We start from the raw sequence: 17,528 nt of genomic DNA on the forward strand, positions 1-17,528 counted from the left end.
GAATCGGGGATCTTTGCTACCGGACATCGGGCAAGAAAAACCAGACGTGCTCAGTCCGTCGCGATCGCGGCGAGCACGTTGAGCTTGGCCGCCCGACGCGCCGGCAGCACCGCCGCCAGCACCCCGACCACCACCGCGACACCGAGGAACACCGCCAGCTGCAGCCAGGGCACCGCGGTGACCTCCAGCCCCTCGCTGCGCAGGGAGCCGGCCAGCGCGACGCCGAAGAAGATGCCCAGCAGCACGCCCAGGCTGGCGCCGAGGATGGCGATCACCACCGACTCCAGGGTGACCATCCGGCGCAGCTGGCGCCGGCTCAGTCCGATGGCGCGCAGCAGCCCGACCTCGCGGGTGCGCTCGATGATCGACAGCGCCAGGGTGTTGACGATGCCCAGCACGGCGATCAGCAGCGCCAGACCGAGCAGCGCGAAGATCATCAGCACCAGCTGGTCGATCGGTGCGCGCTGCTCGGCGGCGAACTCGCCCTGGTCCTTGACGGTCACCATCCGCAGGTCTGCGACCTGCGCGTCGATGCCGTCCTGGACCCGGTCGAGCGCGGCGCCGTCCTCGGCGTCCACCACCAGCATCCGGTCGTTGTCGGGCACCCCGGCGTCGATCAGGGTCTGCACGGTGGTCACGTAGGGGAAGCCGATCAGCGGGTTGTCCTCGAACACGCCGACCACCTCCAGCTCGTGCTCGGTGCCGAACAGCTCGTAGCGGACCGTGTCCCCCACCTTCGTGCCCTCGTCGGCGACATCCTCGGAGACCACGACCGTGCCGTCGCGGACGTCGGCGGCGTCACCCTCGACCAGGTTCAGCCCCATCACCTGCTCGAGCTGACGGGGGTCGCCGGCGCTGAGGCCCTGGCCGTCACCGTCGATGGAGCCGAACGCGTAGCGCAGCGCCGCCACCGACTCGACGCCGTCCACCTCGGCGATCTGGTCGCCCAGCGACGAGGAGAACTCCTCGCCGATGGCGTTGCTGACCACGAAGTCGCCGCGGAAGTTGTCCGCGACGATCTGGTCGATGCTGGCCTTCGCCGAGGCCCCGACGATCGACATCGTCCCGGCCAGGGCGAGCCCGATCATCAGCGCCGAGGCGGTGGCGGTGGTACGGCGCGGGTTGCGCAGGCTGTTCTGCCCGGCCAGTCGCCCGACCGTGCCGAACGCGCGCGAGGAGAGCCACCCGGCGGCCACCAGGAACGGCTGGCTGAGCACCGGGCTCGCACCGGCGACCCCGAGCAGGACCGCGAGCATGCCGGCCCCCAGCACCCAGCCCGCGCGGGGCACGTCGCCCAGCAGCGCGGCCGCCATCATCGCCAGGCCCGCGACGATCAGCGCGATGCCGGCGATCAGGCGCCGCCGGATCGAGGTCTCGGGCAGGGCGACGTCGTCGCGCATCGCCTGGACCGGCGCGATCCGGCTGGTGTGGCGCGCCGGCAGCCAGGCCGCCGCCATCGTCACGGCCACGCCCACGACGTACGCCGTGATCACGGTGCTGGGCTGGAACACCAGCGACTGGCCGGCGATCTCCAGGCCGACGAAGGTCGAGAAGAACCACCGCAGCGCCATCGCCAGCAGCACGCCCAGCCCGAGCCCGAGGGTGGAGCCCAGCAGCCCGAGCACCAGCGCCTCGAGCAGCACCGAGCGGGTGACCTGTCCCTGCGAGGCGCCCAGGGCCCGCAGCAGGGCCAGCTCGCGGCTGCGCTGGGCGACCAGGATCGAGAACGTGTTCACGATCAGGAAGGCGCCGACGATCAGCGAGATGCCGGCGAAGATCAGCAGGAAGGTGCTCAGGAACGAGATGGCCTGGAGCAGCTGCGAGGCGGACTCGTCGGCGGCCTCGTCGCCGGTGACGGCCTCCACCCCGTCGGGCAGCTGGGCGGCCACCGCATCGCGCAGCTCCTCCTGGGAGACGCCGTCCTCCGCGGTGACCCAGATGTCGTTGTAGACATCGCGGCCCTCGTGGAAGAGCTGCTGGGAGGTGGGGGTGTCGAAGAGGGTCAGGGTGGCGCCGTTGAGCGACCCGCCGTCGGCGAAGTCGGCGACTCCGACCAGCTCCTTGCGCAGCACCGGCTCGGCGCCGACGGTGTTGAGCAGGACCTCGTCGCCGATCTCGTAGCCGGACTTGTCCGCGGTGTCCGCGTCGAGGGCGATCTCGCCGGCCGCACTGGGCTCCTCGCCCTCGACGATGGTGAGCCCCTCCAGGCCGTGGCCGGCCGGGGCGTCGTTCCAGTTCAGGCCGAGGCCGGGGGCGCCCTGCCCGCCGATCACCTTGTCCTCGGTGTCGACCACGAAGACGCCGTTGACGCTGACGTTGCCGTCGGCGCGGGCTGCGCCGGGGGTGTCGCGCAGGTCCTCGACGAGCTCGGCGGGCAGGGTCCGCGTCGAGATCCCCTCGCCGAGGTCCCCGCCGTCGGGGCGGACCACGACGTCGCCGACGGTGGAGGCGAACAGGGCGGTGAAGCTGCGTTCCAGGGTGTCGGTGAAGACCAGGGTCCCGGCCACGAACGCGATGCCCAGGACGATGGCGAAGGTGCTCAGCAGCAGCCGGATCTTGCGGCCGAGCAGGCTCTTGAGGGCGGCTCTCCACATGGTCAGGCGTCCCGATCCTGCATCAGCGGCACCTGGTCGTGGGGCGTCTGCTCGTGGGGGGGCCGCTCGTCCTCGCCCCGGCCGTGCGAGGCGGCGCCGGCCGGGTCGCTCATCTGCGTCATCACCGCGAGCACCTGCTCACGGGTGGGGTCGCGCAGCTCGTCGACGACGTGGCCGTCGGCGAGGAACACCACCCGGTCGGTGTACGCCGCGGCGACCGGGTCGTGAGTGACCATCACGACCGTCTGGCCGTAGTCGGTGACGCTGCGCCGCAGCAGCTCGAGCACCTCGGCCCCCGAGCGGGAGTCCAGGTTGCCGGTCGGCTCGTCGGCGAAGACGATCCGGGGCCGGCTCACCAGCGCCCGGGCCACCGCGACCCGCTGCTGCTGGCCACCGGAGAGCTCGTTGGGCTTGTGGTGCAGGCGGTCCGCGAGGCCGACCGTGTTGATCACCGTCCGGTGCCACTCGGGGTCGGGCTTGCGGCCCGCGATCGCCAGCGGCAGGGCGATGTTCTCCCCCGCGGTCAGCGTCGGGACCAGGTTGAACGACTGAAAGACGAACCCGACCTCGTCGCGGCGCAGCCGGGTCAGCGCCTTGTCCTTGAGCCGGCTCAGGTCCTGCTCGCCCACGAACACCGACCCCGACGTACCCGTGTCCAGAGCGGCGCAGCAGTGCATCAGCGTGGACTTGCCCGACCCGCTGGGCCCCATCACGGCGGTGAACTCGCCCTCGTAGAGGTCGAGCGTGACGTCGTCGAGGGCGCGGACCAGCGCCTGCCCGGAGCCGTACGTCTTGGTGAGGTTCTGCACGCGTGCGGCAGGGATGCGCTGGATCGGCGCCGAGCTGAGGGTCATGGGTCAACCATCCCAACCCCAGGCCCGCTCGCCAACCGGGATTCTCCCCGGGGCATCCCTGAGGGGGCTCGGAGTGGGCGTCCGGGGGCTGTCGGTTTCCCCGGTCGACCGGGGAAGCCTGAACTTGTCGGCCGAAACTTCGCCCGCCCAGTTCAGCGATACCCGGCCGGCCGGGGAAACCGACACGCCAAGCCTCATCGAACAAGCGTTCGATCCGCGCTACGCTGGCGCGATGGACTTCCAAGGGACGCTCTTCGCCGCCGACCCGCAGACCCTGGGCGGCGGACGGGCCCAGGTGCTGCCGCTGTCCGGTGCGGTCGAGCGTACGGCGCTGAGCCGCGGCGCGTGGGTCGACGTACGGCGCGACTGGGTCGCCGGGGCCGACGAGCTCTTCGAGGCGCTGGTCAGCGAGGTGCCGTGGCGCGCCGAGCGACGCGAGATGTACGACCGGGTCGTGGACGTGCCGCGGCTGGTGTACACCTACGGGATCGGGGCGCCGCTGCCGCATCCGGTCCTCGAGCAGGCGCGCGACGCGCTCTCGGAGTATTACCGCCCCGAGCTCGGCGAGCCGTTCCTGACCGCCGGGTGCTGCTACTACCGCGACGGGCGCGACTCGGTGGCCTGGCACGGCGACACGTTCGGCCGCGGGCGCACCCAGGACACGATGGTCGCGATCATCTCGGTGGGCGACCCGCGCCGGCTGGCCCTGCGGCCGCGTGGCGGCGGGGGCGGCTCGACGGGCTTCACGATGGGCCACGGCGACCTGCTGGTGATGGGCGGATCGTGCCAGCGCACCTGGGAGCACGCGGTGCCCAAGGTCGCCCACGCCGGGCCGCGGCTGTCGGTGCAGTTCCGCCCGCGCCACGTCTTCTGAGGAACAGGCGGAACTGAGGCCGCAGTTCCAGCAGGTTGACATGCGAAGTTGCGGCAACAGGCGACGACTGCACCATCCCGTCAGGCGCACGAGACGGGCCACGTACTCGCCGCTTGTCGTGCTGCTATCCGCGAGCCCAGGGCTTTGGGTTCTCGCGGAGGGTCTGCTCGGTGAGGAGCATCGGGCCAAAGTCGTGGCGGGCGCTGGCGATGAGGTCGGGGTCTGGTTGTTGGGTGTAGAAGGCGTGGGCGTCGCGGTGGCGTACGAGGTGGCGTTGGTCGCCCAGAGGGGTGATGTCCCAGTCGGTGAGGTCGTGGGCCTTCTCGAGGTGGGCGTCGGTGAGGACCTGGACGCCGTGGGCGTCGACGGCGTAGGTCTCCAGCAGGTGGTAGATCCGCTGCGCGATATCGACTGGAGGGTGCGGACCGGGGCCGATCTTGAAGTCTTCCCAGGTCTGTGGCAGGGCTCGGGTGGAGCGGATGAAGGCCTGCCGGACGATCCCGCGCTGGGCAACGACGGGTGCGAGCAGCCGGCCGATTAGCGCTTCGAGGTCCAGGCCGGGCGCGCCGCACTGCTGCACGACGGTGCCGTGGACGCTGAACTGGATGTCGTTGAACTCGCCCCGGCGTGGCCCCACGCTCCGCAAGCCAGCCCTGGTCTTGGGGTGTGCCAGAGCTGAGCGGAGGAGGGGCGCGACGTCGGGTCCGGTCTCGAAGGTGTGCAGCTCGCGGCGCACGTAGATCCGGGCGCGGTCGCGTTGTGCCCACTCGACTGCCTGGGTGACGATCTGGCGAGTGAGGTCCTCGGGCACCAGCCATTCGGAGCGGGCCTGGTGGGTGGTGAGCGTGCTCTCCTCGACAACCTGGTAGGCGACGAAGCAGGCGGGGATCCACGGTGAGTCGAGGGGGGAGGGGAGCCCGGCCGGGTGTCGAGCCTCGGGTGCCACGCCCAGGGTCCCGCTCAGGCCGGCGGCCTCAGCGTGGCGGGTGAAGGAGTCCATCCAGGCCTCGAACGCCGGTGGGGTGCCACCCTTGTCGTCGAGGGCGGCGACGGGGCCCTTGTCGGAGGCGCCGACGCACACGACGCCGATCTCCTCCTCCAGCCCGGCCGCGTCCATGTCCTGGGCAGCCAGCTCGAGCACGCCTTCGAAGAGCGTGACCACGTCCACGTCCGAGTCCGCTAGCGCCTGGTCGGGTCGGAACTCCAAGAACAGCTCCGACCAGTCCGTGCGCCGCCACGCCCGCTGCAGCTTCTGCCGCTGCACCTCAACCTCGCCCACTGGCGCCCCTAACCCGTCTTGAAGTGAACATCTGTTGGCAATCGAGTGTTCAGTGGCGGCAGACGGGGCTGTAGAACGGCGGCGTCACCATCGGCGACGGTAGCCTGATCGGGCGCTTGTTGCAGGGTGGCGTCACGGGATGCTGCGAATTGATGCTGGCTGAGTGCCAAGTCGTTGCAGAGTCAAGAATCGTCGGCATCTGAGGGGCGTGGGCGGCCACCTCCCGACCGCCCCCGCCAGACCCGGCTCAGCTCCGGCAGTCGCAGCCGCGCCGCCCCCGGCGCCGACCCAGCCAGTAGAACAGCACCGCACCGGCCAACCCGGCCAGGGCCGGCTTGGCGTAGCTCCTCACCAGCACCGGCAGCACCGCCGCGCCGAGGTCGAGCGCCTCGCCCTGGGGCCCGCCGCTGACCCGGTCCGAGGCCGGCCCGGGATCCACCGCCCGCGCCGAGGGCGCCGCCGCGGCGGGCGCGGGCGCAGCGACTGCCGGACCAGGCGGAGCAGGCGCCGCCGGAGCCACCTCCGCGGCCTCCTCGGCGGCGTCGTCCCCCGCAACCATCTCCTGCGACGCGCCCACCCGCTGCTGCAGGCAGTCCACGAACTGGTGCAGCAGCTTCTCGCTGACCTCCTGGATCACCCCGCGCCCGAACTGCGCGGGCTTGCCGGTGATCGCCAGGTCGGTGACCACCGTGACCCGGGTGCCCGTCGCCTCGGCCGTCATCGAGGCGACCACGTCCGCGCCGGCCGTGCCGTTGCCGCGCTTGTCCTTGCCCTTGGCGGCGATCTTCATGACGTGGGCGGCCTCGTCCTTGTCGACGAAGGTGCCGGTGCCGTTGTAGACCAGCGCGATCGGACCCAGCTTGACCTTGACCGAGCCGTGGAAGCTGTCCCCCTCCACCGAGGAGACCACCGCCCCGGGGAAGCAGCCGGCCACCGACTCGATGTCGTTGAGCGCGGCCCAGGTCTCCTCGACCGAGGCCGGCACCGTGAACTCGTGGGTCAGCTCCATCCGCCTCAGGCCCCCGCGGCGGCGAGCACGGCCCGCCGAGTGAGCACGGTGGCGAGGTGGCGGCGGTAGTCGGCGTCGCCGTTGAGGTCCGAGGGCGGGTTGGTGCCCTCGGTCACCGCGGCCGCCGCACGCCGTACGGCGTCGTCGGTGGCGGGCTGGCCGACCAGCGCCTCCTCCACCGCGCGGGCCCGCAACGGCGTGGAGCCCATGTTGGTCAGCCCCACCCGGGCCTCGGCGATGGTCCCGCCCTCGGCGCGCACCGTCGCCGCGACCGCCACGATCGGCCACTGGTGCGCGACCCGGACGAACTTCTCGTAGTGCGCCCCCCAGCCGGTGTGCTTGGGCAGCCGGATCTCGGTGAGGATCTCGTCGTCGGCGATCGCGGTGGTCATGAAGTCCTCGAAGAAGTCGTCGGCCGCCACCGTGCGGGAGCCGGCGCCGCTCGCGATCACGAACTGCGCGCCCAGCGCCAGCGCCGGCGCCCCCAGGTCACCGGCGGGGTCCGCGTGCGCGAGCGCACCGCCGAAGGTGCCACGGTGGCGGATCTGGGCGTCGGCCAGGTGCCCGATGGCGCGGGTCACCAGCGCCGCGTGCTGGGCCACCAGCGGGTCCTTGCCGACCTGGTCGTGGGTGGTCATCGCACCGACGACGAGGGCGTCGCCGTCGTCGCGGATCCCCCGCAGCGCGTCGATGCGGCGCAGGTCGATCACCATCTCGGGTGCGTTGAGCCGCATCCGCAGCACCGGCAGCAGGCTCTGCCCGCCGGCGATGATCTTGGCGTCGTCGCCGTGCGCGGCGAGCAGGCCGAGGGCCTCCTCGACGGTGGTGGGCGCGACGTAGTCGAACTGGGCGGGGATCACTGGCCTGCTCCGTCCGTGCGGTCGGCGGTCCCGGACATGCCGGTCCCGGTGTCGAAGTGCGGTGCGGCTGCCTCGGTGGTGGGCTCGTGGGCGCCCGCGGAGCCCTGCTGGATCGCGCGCCAGACCCGCTCGGGGGTGCACGGCATCCGGATGTCGCGCACGCCGTACGGCTTGAGGGCGTCGACGACCGCGTTGACCACGGCGGGCGTGGAGGCGATGGTGCCGGCCTCACCCACCCCCTTGGTGCCGAGCGTGTTGGTCAGCGCCGGGGTGGTGGTGTGGTCCACGTCGAAGCTGATCGTGTCCGCGGCGGTGGGCACCAGGTAGTCGACGAACGATGCGGAGACCAGCGTGCCGGCCTCGTCGTGCACCGCCTCCTCCCACAGCGCCTGGGCGATGCCCTGCACCAGCCCGCCGTGCACCTGGCCCTCGACGATCAGCGGGTTGACGATGGTGCCGATGTCGTCGACGCAGGTGTACTTGCGCATCTTCACCGCGCCGGTCTCGGTGTCGACCTCCATCGCGCACAGGTGGGTGCCGTGCGGGTAGTTGAAGTTCACCGGGTCGAACGTGGCGTCGGAGTCCAGCGAGGCCTCGACTCCGTCGGGCAGGTTGTGCGCGGCGAACGTGGCGAGCGCGACCTCGGCCAGCGCCAGCCCGTTGTCGGTGCCGCGCACCGACAGCCGGCCGTCCCTGAACTCGATGTCGTCCACCGCGGCCTCGAGCAGGTGCGCCGCGATCGGCCTGGCCTTGTCGATCACCTTGTCGGCGGCCCGGACCAGCGCCTCGCCGCCGACCACCAGGGAGCGTGAGCCGTAGGTGTCGAGCCCCTTGTGCGCGACCATGGTGTCGCCGTGCAGCACCTCGACGTCCTCGAAGGCGACGCCGAGCCGGTCCGCGACGATCTGGCTGAAGGCGGTCTCGTGGCCCTGCCCGTGCGCGGAGGCGCCGGTGGTCACCTCGACCTTGCCGGTCGGCAGCATCCGCACCGAGGCGTGCTCCCAGCCGCCCGCGCCGTAGTCCAGCGAGCCCAGCACCCGCGAGGGCGCCAGCCCGCACATCTCGGTGAACGTCGAGACGCCGATGCCGAGCTGGATCGGGTCCTTGGTCTCGCGGCGGCGCTGCTGCTCGGCGCGCAGCTCGTCGTAGCCGAAGTGCTCCTTGGCCAGCGCGGTGGCCTTCTCGTAGTTGCCGGAGTCGTACTCGAGCCCGGCGACGGTGGTGAAGGGGAACTCCTCGTGGCGGATCCAGTTCTTCTCCCGGATCTCCAGCGGGTCCACGCCCAGCTCGTCGGCGAGCTCGGTCATGATCCGCTCGATGGCGAACGTCGCCTCCGGGCGCCCGGCGCCGCGGTAGGCGTCGGTCCAGGTCTTGTTGGTCAGCACGGTCTGCACCGAGAAGTGGTAGGCGGGGAACTTGTAGATCGCGTTGAACATGAACGCGCCGAGCACCGGCACGCCGCCGCCGACCAGCGAGACGTGCGAGCCGAGGTCGGCGAGCAGCTCGACCTTGAGGCCAGTGACGGTGCCGTCCTTCTCGGCGGCGAGGGTGATCTTCTGCCACTGGTCGCGGCCGTGGTGCCCGGCCATCAGCGACTCCGAGCGGGTCTCGGTGTACTTCAGCGGCCGGCCCAGCCGGCGCGCCAGCACGAAGGTGATGAACTCCTCCGGGGTGGCCTGCAGCTTGCCGCCGAAGCCGCCGCCGACGTCGGGGGCGATCACCCGGATCTTGGCCTCCGACACCCCGGTCACCGCGGCCAGCAGGTAGCGCAGGATGTGCGGGATCTGGGTCGCCGACCACATCGTGGTCTGCTCGCCGGTCGGGTCCACCACGACCGAGCGGGGCTCCATGAAGGCCGGGATCAGCCGCTGCTGGCGGTACTCGCGCTCGAGCACGATGCCGTCGGTGCGGGCCCGGTCGATGGCCGCGTCGGCGGAGCTGCCGGTGCCGGCCTCGGCGGAGTCGAAGACCCACAGCGCGGACCTGTTCGTGCCGAGGTCGGGGTGGGCCAGCGCGCCGCCGTTCTCGGGGGTCGCCGCGGCCGCGGCCTTGAGCTCGAGCGCGGCGGGCAGCTCCTCGTAGTCGACGTCCACCAGCTCGGCCGCGTCGCGCGCCTCGGCCGCCGTACGGGCCACCACCACCGCGACGATCTCGCCGGCGAAGCTGACCCGGTCGACCGCGACCGGCGGGTGCTCGGGGGCGACCTGGTCGGGGGTGATCGGCCAGGCGTTGGGCAGCGAGCCCTGCACGTCGGCGACGTCGCGGCCGGTGACCACGGTGACCACGTTGGGCGCCGCCTTGGCGTCGGCGGTCTCGATGTTGAGGATCCGGGCGTGGGCGTAGGGGCTGCGCACCATCGCCAGGTGCAGCATCCCGGTGAGCTGGAGGTTGTCGGTCCAGCGGGTCCGCCCGGTGATCAGCCGCTGGTCCTCCTTGCGGCGCCGGTCGCGCCCGATCTCGGGGACCGCGGCGACCTGGGGCTCGTCGGTGAGGGTCATCGGGCCTCCCCTGCGCCGGCCCCGGCGGGGGCACCCTCGGGTGCGCCCTGAGCGGCGGCGTGCTGCACCGCCCGGACGATGTTGTGGTAGCCGGTGCACCGGCAGAGGTTCCCCTCGATGCCTTCGCGGATCTCCTGCTCGCTGGGGTGGGGGTTCTCGTTGAGCAGGTCGACGCTCTGCATGATCATCCCCGGCGTGCAGTAGCCGCACTGCAGTCCGTGGCACTCACGGAAGGCCTCCTGCACCGGGTGCAGCTGCCCGTCGACGGCCAGACCCTCGATGGTCAGCACCTCGGCCTCGTCGGCCTGGACGGCGAGCACGTTGCACGACTTCACGCTGCGTCCGTCGAGGTGCACCGTGCAGGCGCCGCAGTTGCTGGTGTCGCACCCGATCACGGTGCCGGTCTTGCCGAGCTTCTCGCGCAGGTAGTGCACGAGCAGCATGCGGGGCTCGACGTCGTCGCTGACGCGGGCGCCGTCGACGGTGAGGTTGATCCTGGCCATGAGCGACTCCTGGGTGAACGGGCCGGCGGGAACGCGCGGTGACGAGCAGCGGTGAGCGCGGGCTGTGATCGCGCTCACACGCTGGGCAGGCTAGACCCGCGAGGTTGGCCGAAGGTTGGCTCAGCGGCGAGCGGCCGCGAGCCGCCCCCTCAGCAGCGGCCGGGCCGGGTGCGGGCTGTCGCCGAGCGCGGCCAGCGCGGCCTCCACGACCTCCACGTCGTACGGCGCTCGCTCGGCGTAGCGCAGCACCGCGCCGGGCTCGGGGTCGGCCAGCAGCCCCTCGCGCACGGCGACGGCGACGTAGTCGGCCAGCTCGCTGAGCGCGGGCGAGGCGGTGCCGGGCAGCAGGTCGCCGCGATAGGCCTCGACCGCGTCCGCGATCCGCCCCTGGCGCACGCAGCGCAGCACCTCGTCGACGTCGGTGGCCACCGGCATCAGCAGCCGGTAGGGCCGCGAGGCCAGCCGGCCGCCGAGCGCCTGCCGCAGGTGCGACACCTCGGCCTTGAGCGTGGACAGCGTCACCGGGGAGTCGCCGTAGACCAGCGCGTGCAGCTGCTCGAGCGAAAGCCCCTCGGGGTGCAGCGCGAGCAGCGCCAGGATCTCGCTCTGGCGCCGGTTGAGCAGCAGCCGGACCCCGTCCAAGGACGCCTCGGCCCGGCCCAGCAGGTGCAGCTCGAGTCCGGCGCCGGCCTCGTGCGCGATCGCCGGCTGCCGCGCGGGGCGCTCGGGCTGGGGCATCGCGGTCTCGATCAGCCGGGCCAGCACCCGGGCGGTGGCCAGCCCGATCGGGTGGGTCCGGTCCCAGGTCGTGGAGAGGTCCACCACGCCGAGCGTGGCGCCGGTGACCGGGTCGTGCAGCGGCGCCGCCCAGCACACCCAGTTGTGCACGATCGGGGCGTAGTGCTCGGCGCTGAAGACCATCGCCGGCGCGTCGTGGCGCTGGGCCAGGTCCAGGGCGTTGGTGCCCACGCTCGCCTCGTCCCAGCGTCCGCCGGCGACGAAGTTGACGCTCTCGGCCTTGCGGCGCATCACCCGCCCGCCGTACGTCCACAGGATGCGGGTCCGGGCGTCGGTGACCGCGAGCACCAGGTCGCCGTCCTCGGCGGTACGGCGCAGCTCGTCCTCGACCCGGGCGACCGCGCGCTGCAGCGGGGAGCCGCGCCAGCGCTCGGCCAGCTCCCCCTCGTCGACCATCGGGGCCTGGCGGACCTCGGCGGGCAGCGCGCTTCCCGAGCGACGCCAGCTGCTCAGGATCTCCGGGCGCACCGGCGTCGGCGCGCCGGGCCGGCGCGAGCCCGAGCCCGAGTCCGATCCCGGAGCCGAGCCCGCGTCAGCGCCTGCGACGAAGTCGGACCAGGCGCGCACCGCGGCGCGCCGACGGGCGAGGAGCTCGCTGCGCGTGTCCACCGTGAGGCCTCCCGGGGCATGTGACCCCGGTCACGGTAGCGCGCCGTCCCGGATCCGGTCGACCTGCAGCAGCAGCTGGTCCAGGGAGGCCACGAACGTCCCGCGCGACCAGGACCCGGGCAGCGTCGTGTGGTAGTAGAGCCCCTCGCCGATCAGCATGATCGCCTCGGCCGCGTAGGTGTCGCCGACCTCGCTGCGGATCAGCTCCAGCCAGTCGCGGTGCACCTCGTCGAGCGCCTCCACCGCGGAGGCGTGTCCGGCCTGGGCCAGGCGCAGCACGGCGCCGAAGTAGGTGTCGAGATCGGTGCCGGTCAGGCAGGACGTGCGGACGTAGTGGCGAGCCGGCCCCTCCTCCGCGGACGCCATCGCCGCGAGGTCCTCCTCGACGACCTCGCGCAGCCGCACCAGGACGGCGTCGGCGAGCGCCTCCTTGGACGGGAAGTGGTAGAGCAGGCCGCCCTTGGAGACCCCCGCGCGCGCCGCGGTCGCCTCGAGGGTGGCGCCCCGGTCGCCCTCCTCGCACAGCAGTGCGGCGTACGCGTCGAGCACCTTGAGCCGGGCATGGGGCGGGCGGGACATGCCAGGACCCTATCCCCGTGTACAGAGCGCCGATCCCGATTCCTTAGTAAACCGTCCAGACGGTACAGTTATGGGTTGCACCCATCCCCCGAAAGTCGCAGGACCGCCCCGCCATGACCATGCTCGACGTCGCGCTGCGCGATGTGTCCCCCGCCCGTCCCGCTCGCTCCGTGAGGCCCACCCGGACGGCCTCCAGCGACCGGTCCGGCACCCACCGACCCGGGGCCGGCCGCCGGTGGGCGGCGCTCGCGGTGCTGATGCTGCCGGTGCTGCTGGTCTCGGTGGACAACACCGTGCTGAGCTTCGCGGTGCCCGCGATCACCCGGGCCCTGGGGCCCTCGAGCACCCAGGTGCTGTGGATCATCGACGTCTACCCGCTGGTGCTGGCGGCGCTGCTGATCCCGATGGGCAGCCTCGGCGACCGGATCGGCCGGCGCCGGCTGCTGCTGCTGGGCGCGGTGGGCTTCGCGGCGACCTCGGCGGCGGCGGCGTTTGCGCCCACGGCCGGCGCCCTGGTCGCCGCCCGCGCGCTGCTCGGCGTCTTCGGCGCGATGCTGATGCCGGCGACGCTGGCGCTGCTGCGCAACGTCTTCACCGACCCCGGCGAGCGTCGTACCGCGATCGCGATCTGGGCGACCGGGTTCTCGGCCGGTGCCGCGCTCGGGCCGATCCTCGGCGGCTGGCTGCTCGAGCACTTCTGGTGGGGCTCGATCTTCCTGCTCGCGGTGGTGATGCTGGTGCCGCTGCTCGTCGCCGCACCGCTGCTGGTGCCCGAGTCACGCGACCCCGCGCCCGGCCCCGTCGACCCGGTCAGCATCGTGCTGGTGGTGGCGGCGATGCTCCCGATCGTCTACGCCGTCAAGCACGCCGCGGCCTCGGGCGAGTGGCTCGGCCCGGCCCTGCTGGTGGCGGCCGGCATCGGCGCCGGCGTGGTGTTCGTCCGGCGCCAGCTGGCGCGCGCCACCCCGATGCTCGACGTGCGACTCTTCGCCAACCCGGTCTTCTCCGGCGCGCTCGCGGTGAACATGTTCAGCCTGTTCGCGTTCGTCGGCTTCCTGTACTTCCTCGCCCAGCACCTGCAGCTGGTCGCCGGGATGGGGCCCGTCGAGGCGGGCGTGTGGTTGCTGCCCGGGCTCGGCCTGACCGTGGTGGCCGGCCTGGCCGTGGTGCCGCTGGCGCGCCGGTTCGCGCCGGCGACGATCGCCGTGGTCGGCCTGGGCTCGAGCGCGTCGGCGTACGCCGTGGTGGCCGCGGCCGGGCACACCGGCTCCGCGGTGGTGCTGATGGCGGCGTTCTGCCTGCTCGGGATCGGCGTCGGCCTGGCCGAGACCGTCGCCAACGACCTGGCCCTCTCCGCGGTCCCGGCGACCAAGTCGGGCGCCGCGTCGGCGATCTCGGAGACGGCCTACGAGATCGGGGCGGTGCTCGGCACCGCGGTCCTGGGCAGCATCCTGAACGTCGCCTACAGCACCGGGGTGCGCGTGCCCGCGGACCTGACCGCGGCGCAGGCCGAGCAGGCCCGGGCGACGCTCGGCGGCGCGAGCGAGGTGGCCGCGGAGCTGCCCGCCGGGGCCGGCGGGGCTCTGCTCGACTCCGCGCGGCACGCCTTCGACGCCGGGGTCACCGCCACCGCCGTGATCGCCCTCGTCGTCACCCTCGCCACCGCCGCGGGGGCGCATCGGGCACTGCGCGGGCGCACCGGCTGAGCCGGGCCCGGCGGGGCCCCGTCCGCCGATCGCGGGCCTGCGCTCACTCGCCGTGGATGCGCCCCCGCGTCGCAGCCAGCGGCTCACCCGAGCCGCCCCAGCGCCGGGCGATGATCTCGGCGGCGATGCTCACCGCGGTCTCCTCCGGGGTGCGCGCGCCGAGGTCGAGTCCGATCGGCGAGGACAGCCGGGCCAGCTCGACCTCGCCCAGTCCGATCTCGCGCAGCCGGGCCAGCCGGTCCTCGTGGGTGCGTCGCGACCCCATCGCCCCGACGTAGGCCACGTCGGGCAGGCGCAGCGCCACCTCGAGCAGCGGCACGTCGAACTTGGGGTCGTGGGTGAGCACGCAGATCACCGTGCGCCCGTCGATGCGCCCGGCCTCGACCTCCGCCTCGAGGTAGCGGTGCGGCCAGTCCACGACCACCTCGTCGGCGTGCGGGAAGCGGCTGTTGGTGGCGAACACCGGCCGGGCGTCGCAGACGGTCACGTGGTGGCCCAGGAAGCTGCCCACCCGGGCCACCGCCGCGGCGAAGTCGATCGCGCCGAAGACCAGCATCCGGGGCTTGGGCGCGAAGGCCCACACGAAGACCCGCATGCCCTCGCCGCGGCGCTCCCCGTCCGGCCCGTAGCCCAGCACCTCGCTGTGCCCGGAGGCGAGCAGGCCGAGCGCGTCGTCGTGTACGGCCGCGTCCGCGCGCGGGCTGCCCAGGGAGCCGCTGCGCTCCACGACCTGGCTGGTGGAGTCCTCGGGGCGCACCAGCATCCGCCGACCGACCCACGCGGGGTCCGGGTGGTCCACGACGGTGGCGACGGCGACCGGACGGCCGGCCTCGACGTCGGCGGCGATCTCGGCGAGCTCGGGGAAGGTCTCGCGGCTCACCTTCTCGACGTACACGTCGAGGATGCCGCCGCAGGTCAGCCCGACCGCGAACGCGTCGTCGTCGGAGACGCCGTAGCGCTCCAGGAGCGGTGTCCCGTCCACGGCGACCTGCTGGGCGGCCTCGTAGACCGCGCCCTCGACGCAGCCCCCGGAGACCGAGCCGACGGCCGTCCCGTCCGGCCCGACCAGCATCGACGCGCCGGGCGGGCGCGGCGCCGAGCGGAAGGTGGCCACCACGGTGCCCATCCCGACCGTCTCGCCGGCCTCCCACCAGCCCATCAGCTCCGGTAGCACCTCACGCACGTGCGACCACCTCCACCAGCTCCGTGTACGTCGCGAGCGAGTGGCCCGCGAGGAAGTCGTCGACGTGGGGCAGCACCGCCACCACGCCCTGCTGCACCGGCTCGTAGCCGGCCTTGCCGCGGTGCGGGTTGACCCACACCACCCGGTGCGCCAGCCGGTGCAGCCGCGCCATCTGCTCGGCCAGCAGCGTGGTGTCGCCGCGCTCCCAGCCGTCGCTGAGCACGACCACCACGGCTCCGCGGGCCATCCCCCGCGCGCCCCAGCGGTCCAGGAAGACCTTCAACGACTCCCCGAGCCGGGTCCCGCCCGACCAGTCGGGCACGGTGGCACCGGCGGCCACCAGCGCTCGCTCGGGGTCGCGCAGGCGCAGCGCCTCGGTGATCCGGGTGAGCCGGGTGCCGATGGTGAAGACCTCGACCCCGCCGCGCGTGACGCGCCCCCCGCGGGTCGTGCTCTGGGCGCAGGCGAAGCGGTGCGCGAGGCGCAGCAGCGCGTCGGCGTACGCCTCCATCGAGCCGGAGACGTCGATCAGCAGCACCACCCGGCGCGCGCGCAGCCCGCGCCGGCGCCGGACCACCTCGGCGGGCTCGCCCATCCGGCGCAGGCTGGCGCGCAGGGTCCGCGAGGCGTCGATGTCGCCGCGGCGCCAGGTGCGGTGCCGGGCGGTACGGCGGGTCGGGGCCCGCGGGTGCAGCCGCGCGAAGAGCGCGGTGAGGCGCTGCCGCTCGGCGACCGAGAGCGTGGCCACGTCGCGGTGACGCAGGATCTCGACCGCGCTGGCGGCGGCGCGCACCGCGTCGGGCTCCTCGCCGTCGCCGTCCTCGCCGCCCTCGGGCTCACGCTCGGGCAGGGAGGCGAAGGAGAGCGCCGGTGGGTCGTCGGAGCTGCGCGGGCGCGGCAGGGCGTCGCGGGGGTTGAACCAGGCCTCGAAGACCTGGTCGTAGCGCTCGAGGTCCTCGGGGCTGCCGCACAGGGTGGCGCGCCCGGCCCGGTAGGTCGCGGGCCGGTCGCCGAGTCCGAGCAGGGCGACGGCGTCGAGGAAGGCGTGCGCACGGTCCTGGGTGACGGCGACCCCGGCCGCCCGCAGCGCCCGGGAGAACCCGAGCAGGATCGCGTCGGCGCCGCCGACGGTGCCGGCCTGCGCGGCGCTCGTCACCCGGCCAGCATCCGATCGAGCGCGGCGCGGACCCGGTCGTGGTCCTCGCGGTACTTGACCAGAGCGCCGAGCGTCGCCGAGGCGGTGGCGAGGTCGAGGTCCTCGGCGCCCAGCATGGTCAGGGCGCGGGCCCAGTCGAGGGTCTCGGCGACCCCGGGCGGCTTGAGCAGGTCGTGGCCCTCGCGCAGCTGCTGGACGGCGACGACCACCTGGCGGGCCAGCGTCTCGGAGACCTCCGGGGAGCGGGTGCGCAGGATCTCCACCTCACGCTCCAGGCCGGGGTGGTCGATCCAGTGGTAGAGGCAGCGCCGCTTGAGCGCGTCGTGCAGCTCGCGGGTGCGGTTGGAGGTGAGCACGACGATGGGCGGGGTCGCGGCCTTCACGGTGCCGATCTCGGGGATCGTCACCTGGTAGGTGGAGAGCACCTCGAGCAGGAACGCCTCGAACTCGTCGTCGGCGCGGTCCACCTCGTCCACCAGCAGCACCGCCGGGCTGGCCTGCAGGGCGGCCAGCACCGGGCGCGCCAGCAGGAACCGCTCACTGAAGAGGGTCTTCTCGGCCTCCTCCACCCCGTGGCCGGCGGCGCCGGTCGCCTCCAGCGCCCGCAGGTGCAGGATCTGGCGGGGGAAGTCCCAGTCGTAGAGCGCCTGGGTGGCGTCGATCCCCTCGTAGCACTGCAGCCGGATCAGCGGCACCCCGAGCACCTGCGCCAGCGCCTCGGCCAGCGCGGTCTTGCCCGTCCCGGGCTCGCCCTCCAGCAGCAGCGGACGCTCCATCCGCAGCGCCAGGAAGAGCACCGTCGCCAGGGACTCGTCGGTGACGTAGCCGGTGGCCGAGAGCCGCTGCGCCACGTCGGCGGGGTCGGCGAAGGACGCCGAGGCCGCCGGGGGCATCGAGGCGGCGGACACCGGGGTGGCGGACGCGGTGGCGGCTGACGCGGCTCCGCGAGGGTGGGCCGAGCCGGCCGGGCGCACCGGCTCCACGGGAGGCGCGACCGGACCGGAGGAGTGTGACGGGGACTGCATC

The 17,528-nt window shown here is 73.3% G+C and carries 14 protein-coding genes; 2 read left to right on the forward strand and 12 right to left on the reverse strand.

The window, feature by feature from the left end; genetic code table 11:
- Positions 1–50: 50 nt before the first annotated feature.
- Together AC6EH9_RS15980 and AC6EH9_RS15985 are read right to left on the reverse strand one after the other, a co-directional pair.
- Entirely contained in the window at positions 51–2,594 is a 2,544-nt protein-coding gene (locus tag AC6EH9_RS15980; RefSeq protein WP_498424467.1) for an ABC transporter permease, read from the reverse strand.
- Positions 2,595–2,596: 2 nt separating this feature from the next.
- Positions 2,597–3,448 (reverse strand): ABC transporter ATP-binding protein, encoded by an 852-nt coding sequence (locus tag AC6EH9_RS15985; RefSeq protein WP_498424469.1) that lies wholly within the window; start codon positions 3,446–3,448, stop codon positions 2,597–2,599.
- A gap of 232 nt (positions 3,449–3,680) precedes the next feature.
- On the opposite strand from AC6EH9_RS15985, the gene AC6EH9_RS15990 reads away from it, so the two are divergent.
- Positions 3,681–4,322 carry an alpha-ketoglutarate-dependent dioxygenase AlkB gene (locus AC6EH9_RS15990; RefSeq protein WP_498424470.1) on the forward strand — a complete coding sequence of 214 codons (642 nt, stop codon included), beginning with the start codon at positions 3,681–3,683 and terminating at the stop codon, positions 4,320–4,322.
- A gap of 124 nt (positions 4,323–4,446) precedes the next feature.
- Here AC6EH9_RS15990 and AC6EH9_RS15995 read toward each other — a convergent pair whose 3' ends face one another.
- The 7 genes from AC6EH9_RS15995 to AC6EH9_RS16025 all read right to left on the reverse strand — a co-directional run bounded on the left by AC6EH9_RS15995 (position 4,447) and on the right by AC6EH9_RS16025 (position 12,457).
- Positions 4,447–5,601, reverse strand: a complete 1,155-nt coding sequence (locus tag AC6EH9_RS15995; RefSeq protein ID WP_498424472.1) for a hypothetical protein — start codon at positions 5,599–5,601, stop codon at positions 4,447–4,449.
- 247 nt (positions 5,602–5,848) lie between these two features.
- Complete coding sequence (locus AC6EH9_RS16000) at positions 5,849–6,610, reverse strand: SRPBCC family protein (RefSeq protein WP_498424473.1); 762 nt, start codon at positions 6,608–6,610, stop codon at positions 5,849–5,851.
- A gap of 5 nt (positions 6,611–6,615) precedes the next feature.
- Entirely contained in the window at positions 6,616–7,470 is an 855-nt protein-coding gene (locus AC6EH9_RS16005; RefSeq protein WP_498424474.1) for an FAD binding domain-containing protein, read from the reverse strand.
- Positions 7,467–9,968, reverse strand: a complete 2,502-nt coding sequence (locus AC6EH9_RS16010) for a xanthine dehydrogenase family protein molybdopterin-binding subunit (protein WP_498424475.1) — start codon at positions 9,966–9,968, stop codon at positions 7,467–7,469. Before AC6EH9_RS16010 ends, AC6EH9_RS16005 begins: the two co-directional genes overlap by 4 nt.
- Positions 9,965–10,471, reverse strand: coding sequence for a (2Fe-2S)-binding protein (locus AC6EH9_RS16015; protein ID WP_498424477.1), 507 nt, complete (start codon positions 10,469–10,471; stop codon positions 9,965–9,967). The genes AC6EH9_RS16010 and AC6EH9_RS16015 overlap by 4 nt, the downstream gene beginning before the upstream one ends.
- Before the next feature lie 120 nt (positions 10,472–10,591).
- Positions 10,592–11,878 carry a transcriptional regulator gene (locus AC6EH9_RS16020; RefSeq protein WP_498424478.1) on the reverse strand — a complete coding sequence of 429 codons (1,287 nt, stop codon included), beginning with the start codon at positions 11,876–11,878 and terminating at the stop codon, positions 10,592–10,594.
- 30 nt (positions 11,879–11,908) lie between these two features.
- Positions 11,909–12,457 (reverse strand): TetR/AcrR family transcriptional regulator, encoded by a 549-nt coding sequence (locus tag AC6EH9_RS16025; RefSeq protein WP_498424479.1) that lies wholly within the window; start codon positions 12,455–12,457, stop codon positions 11,909–11,911.
- 113 nt (positions 12,458–12,570) lie between these two features.
- Here AC6EH9_RS16025 and AC6EH9_RS16030 point away from each other — a divergent pair, with 113 nt between their 5' ends.
- Positions 12,571–14,163 (forward strand): MFS transporter, encoded by a 1,593-nt coding sequence (locus AC6EH9_RS16030; protein ID WP_498424480.1) that lies wholly within the window; start codon positions 12,571–12,573, stop codon positions 14,161–14,163.
- Positions 14,164–14,206: 43 nt separating this feature from the next.
- Here AC6EH9_RS16030 and AC6EH9_RS16035 read toward each other — a convergent pair whose 3' ends face one another.
- The 3 genes from AC6EH9_RS16035 to AC6EH9_RS16045 are packed head-to-tail and all read right to left on the reverse strand — an operon-like array spanning position 14,207 to position 17,527.
- Positions 14,207–15,346, reverse strand: coding sequence for an XdhC family protein (locus AC6EH9_RS16035; RefSeq protein WP_498424481.1), 1,140 nt, complete (start codon positions 15,344–15,346; stop codon positions 14,207–14,209).
- On the reverse strand, positions 15,339–16,502 hold the full coding sequence (locus tag AC6EH9_RS16040; protein ID WP_498424482.1) for a vWA domain-containing protein: 1,164 nt from the start codon (positions 16,500–16,502) through the stop codon (positions 15,339–15,341). Before AC6EH9_RS16040 ends, AC6EH9_RS16035 begins: the two co-directional genes overlap by 8 nt.
- Positions 16,499–17,527: an AAA family ATPase gene (locus AC6EH9_RS16045; protein WP_498424484.1), complete on the reverse strand. Its 1,029-nt coding sequence runs from the start codon at positions 17,525–17,527 to the stop codon at positions 16,499–16,501. The genes AC6EH9_RS16040 and AC6EH9_RS16045 overlap by 4 nt, the downstream gene beginning before the upstream one ends.
- Position 17,528 lies beyond the last annotated feature (1 nt).

Source organism: Nocardioides sp. Z21_20 (assembly GCF_059766585.1).

Excerpts from the sequence above, each read along its gene's own strand:
- AC6EH9_RS16015 (WP_498424477.1), bottom strand. The coding sequence starts at position 10,471 with ATGGCCAGGATCAACCTCACCGTCGACGGCGCCCGCGTCAGCGACGAC.
- AC6EH9_RS16045 (WP_498424484.1), bottom strand. The coding sequence starts at position 17,527 with ATGCAGTCCCCGTCACACTCCTCCGGTCCGGTCGCGCCTCCCGTGGAG.
- AC6EH9_RS15990 (WP_498424470.1), top strand. The coding sequence starts at position 3,681 with ATGGACTTCCAAGGGACGCTCTTCGCCGCCGACCCGCAGACCCTGGGC.
- AC6EH9_RS16030 (WP_498424480.1), top strand. The coding sequence starts at position 12,571 with ATGACCATGCTCGACGTCGCGCTGCGCGATGTGTCCCCCGCCCGTCCC.
- AC6EH9_RS15985 (WP_498424469.1), bottom strand. The coding sequence starts at position 3,448 with ATGACCCTCAGCTCGGCGCCGATCCAGCGCATCCCTGCCGCACGCGTG.
- AC6EH9_RS16025 (WP_498424479.1), bottom strand. The coding sequence starts at position 12,457 with ATGTCCCGCCCGCCCCATGCCCGGCTCAAGGTGCTCGACGCGTACGCC.
- AC6EH9_RS16000 (WP_498424473.1), bottom strand. The coding sequence starts at position 6,610 with ATGGAGCTGACCCACGAGTTCACGGTGCCGGCCTCGGTCGAGGAGACC.
- AC6EH9_RS15980 (WP_498424467.1), bottom strand. The coding sequence starts at position 2,594 with ATGTGGAGAGCCGCCCTCAAGAGCCTGCTCGGCCGCAAGATCCGGCTG.
- AC6EH9_RS16010 (WP_498424475.1), bottom strand. The coding sequence starts at position 9,968 with ATGACCCTCACCGACGAGCCCCAGGTCGCCGCGGTCCCCGAGATCGGG.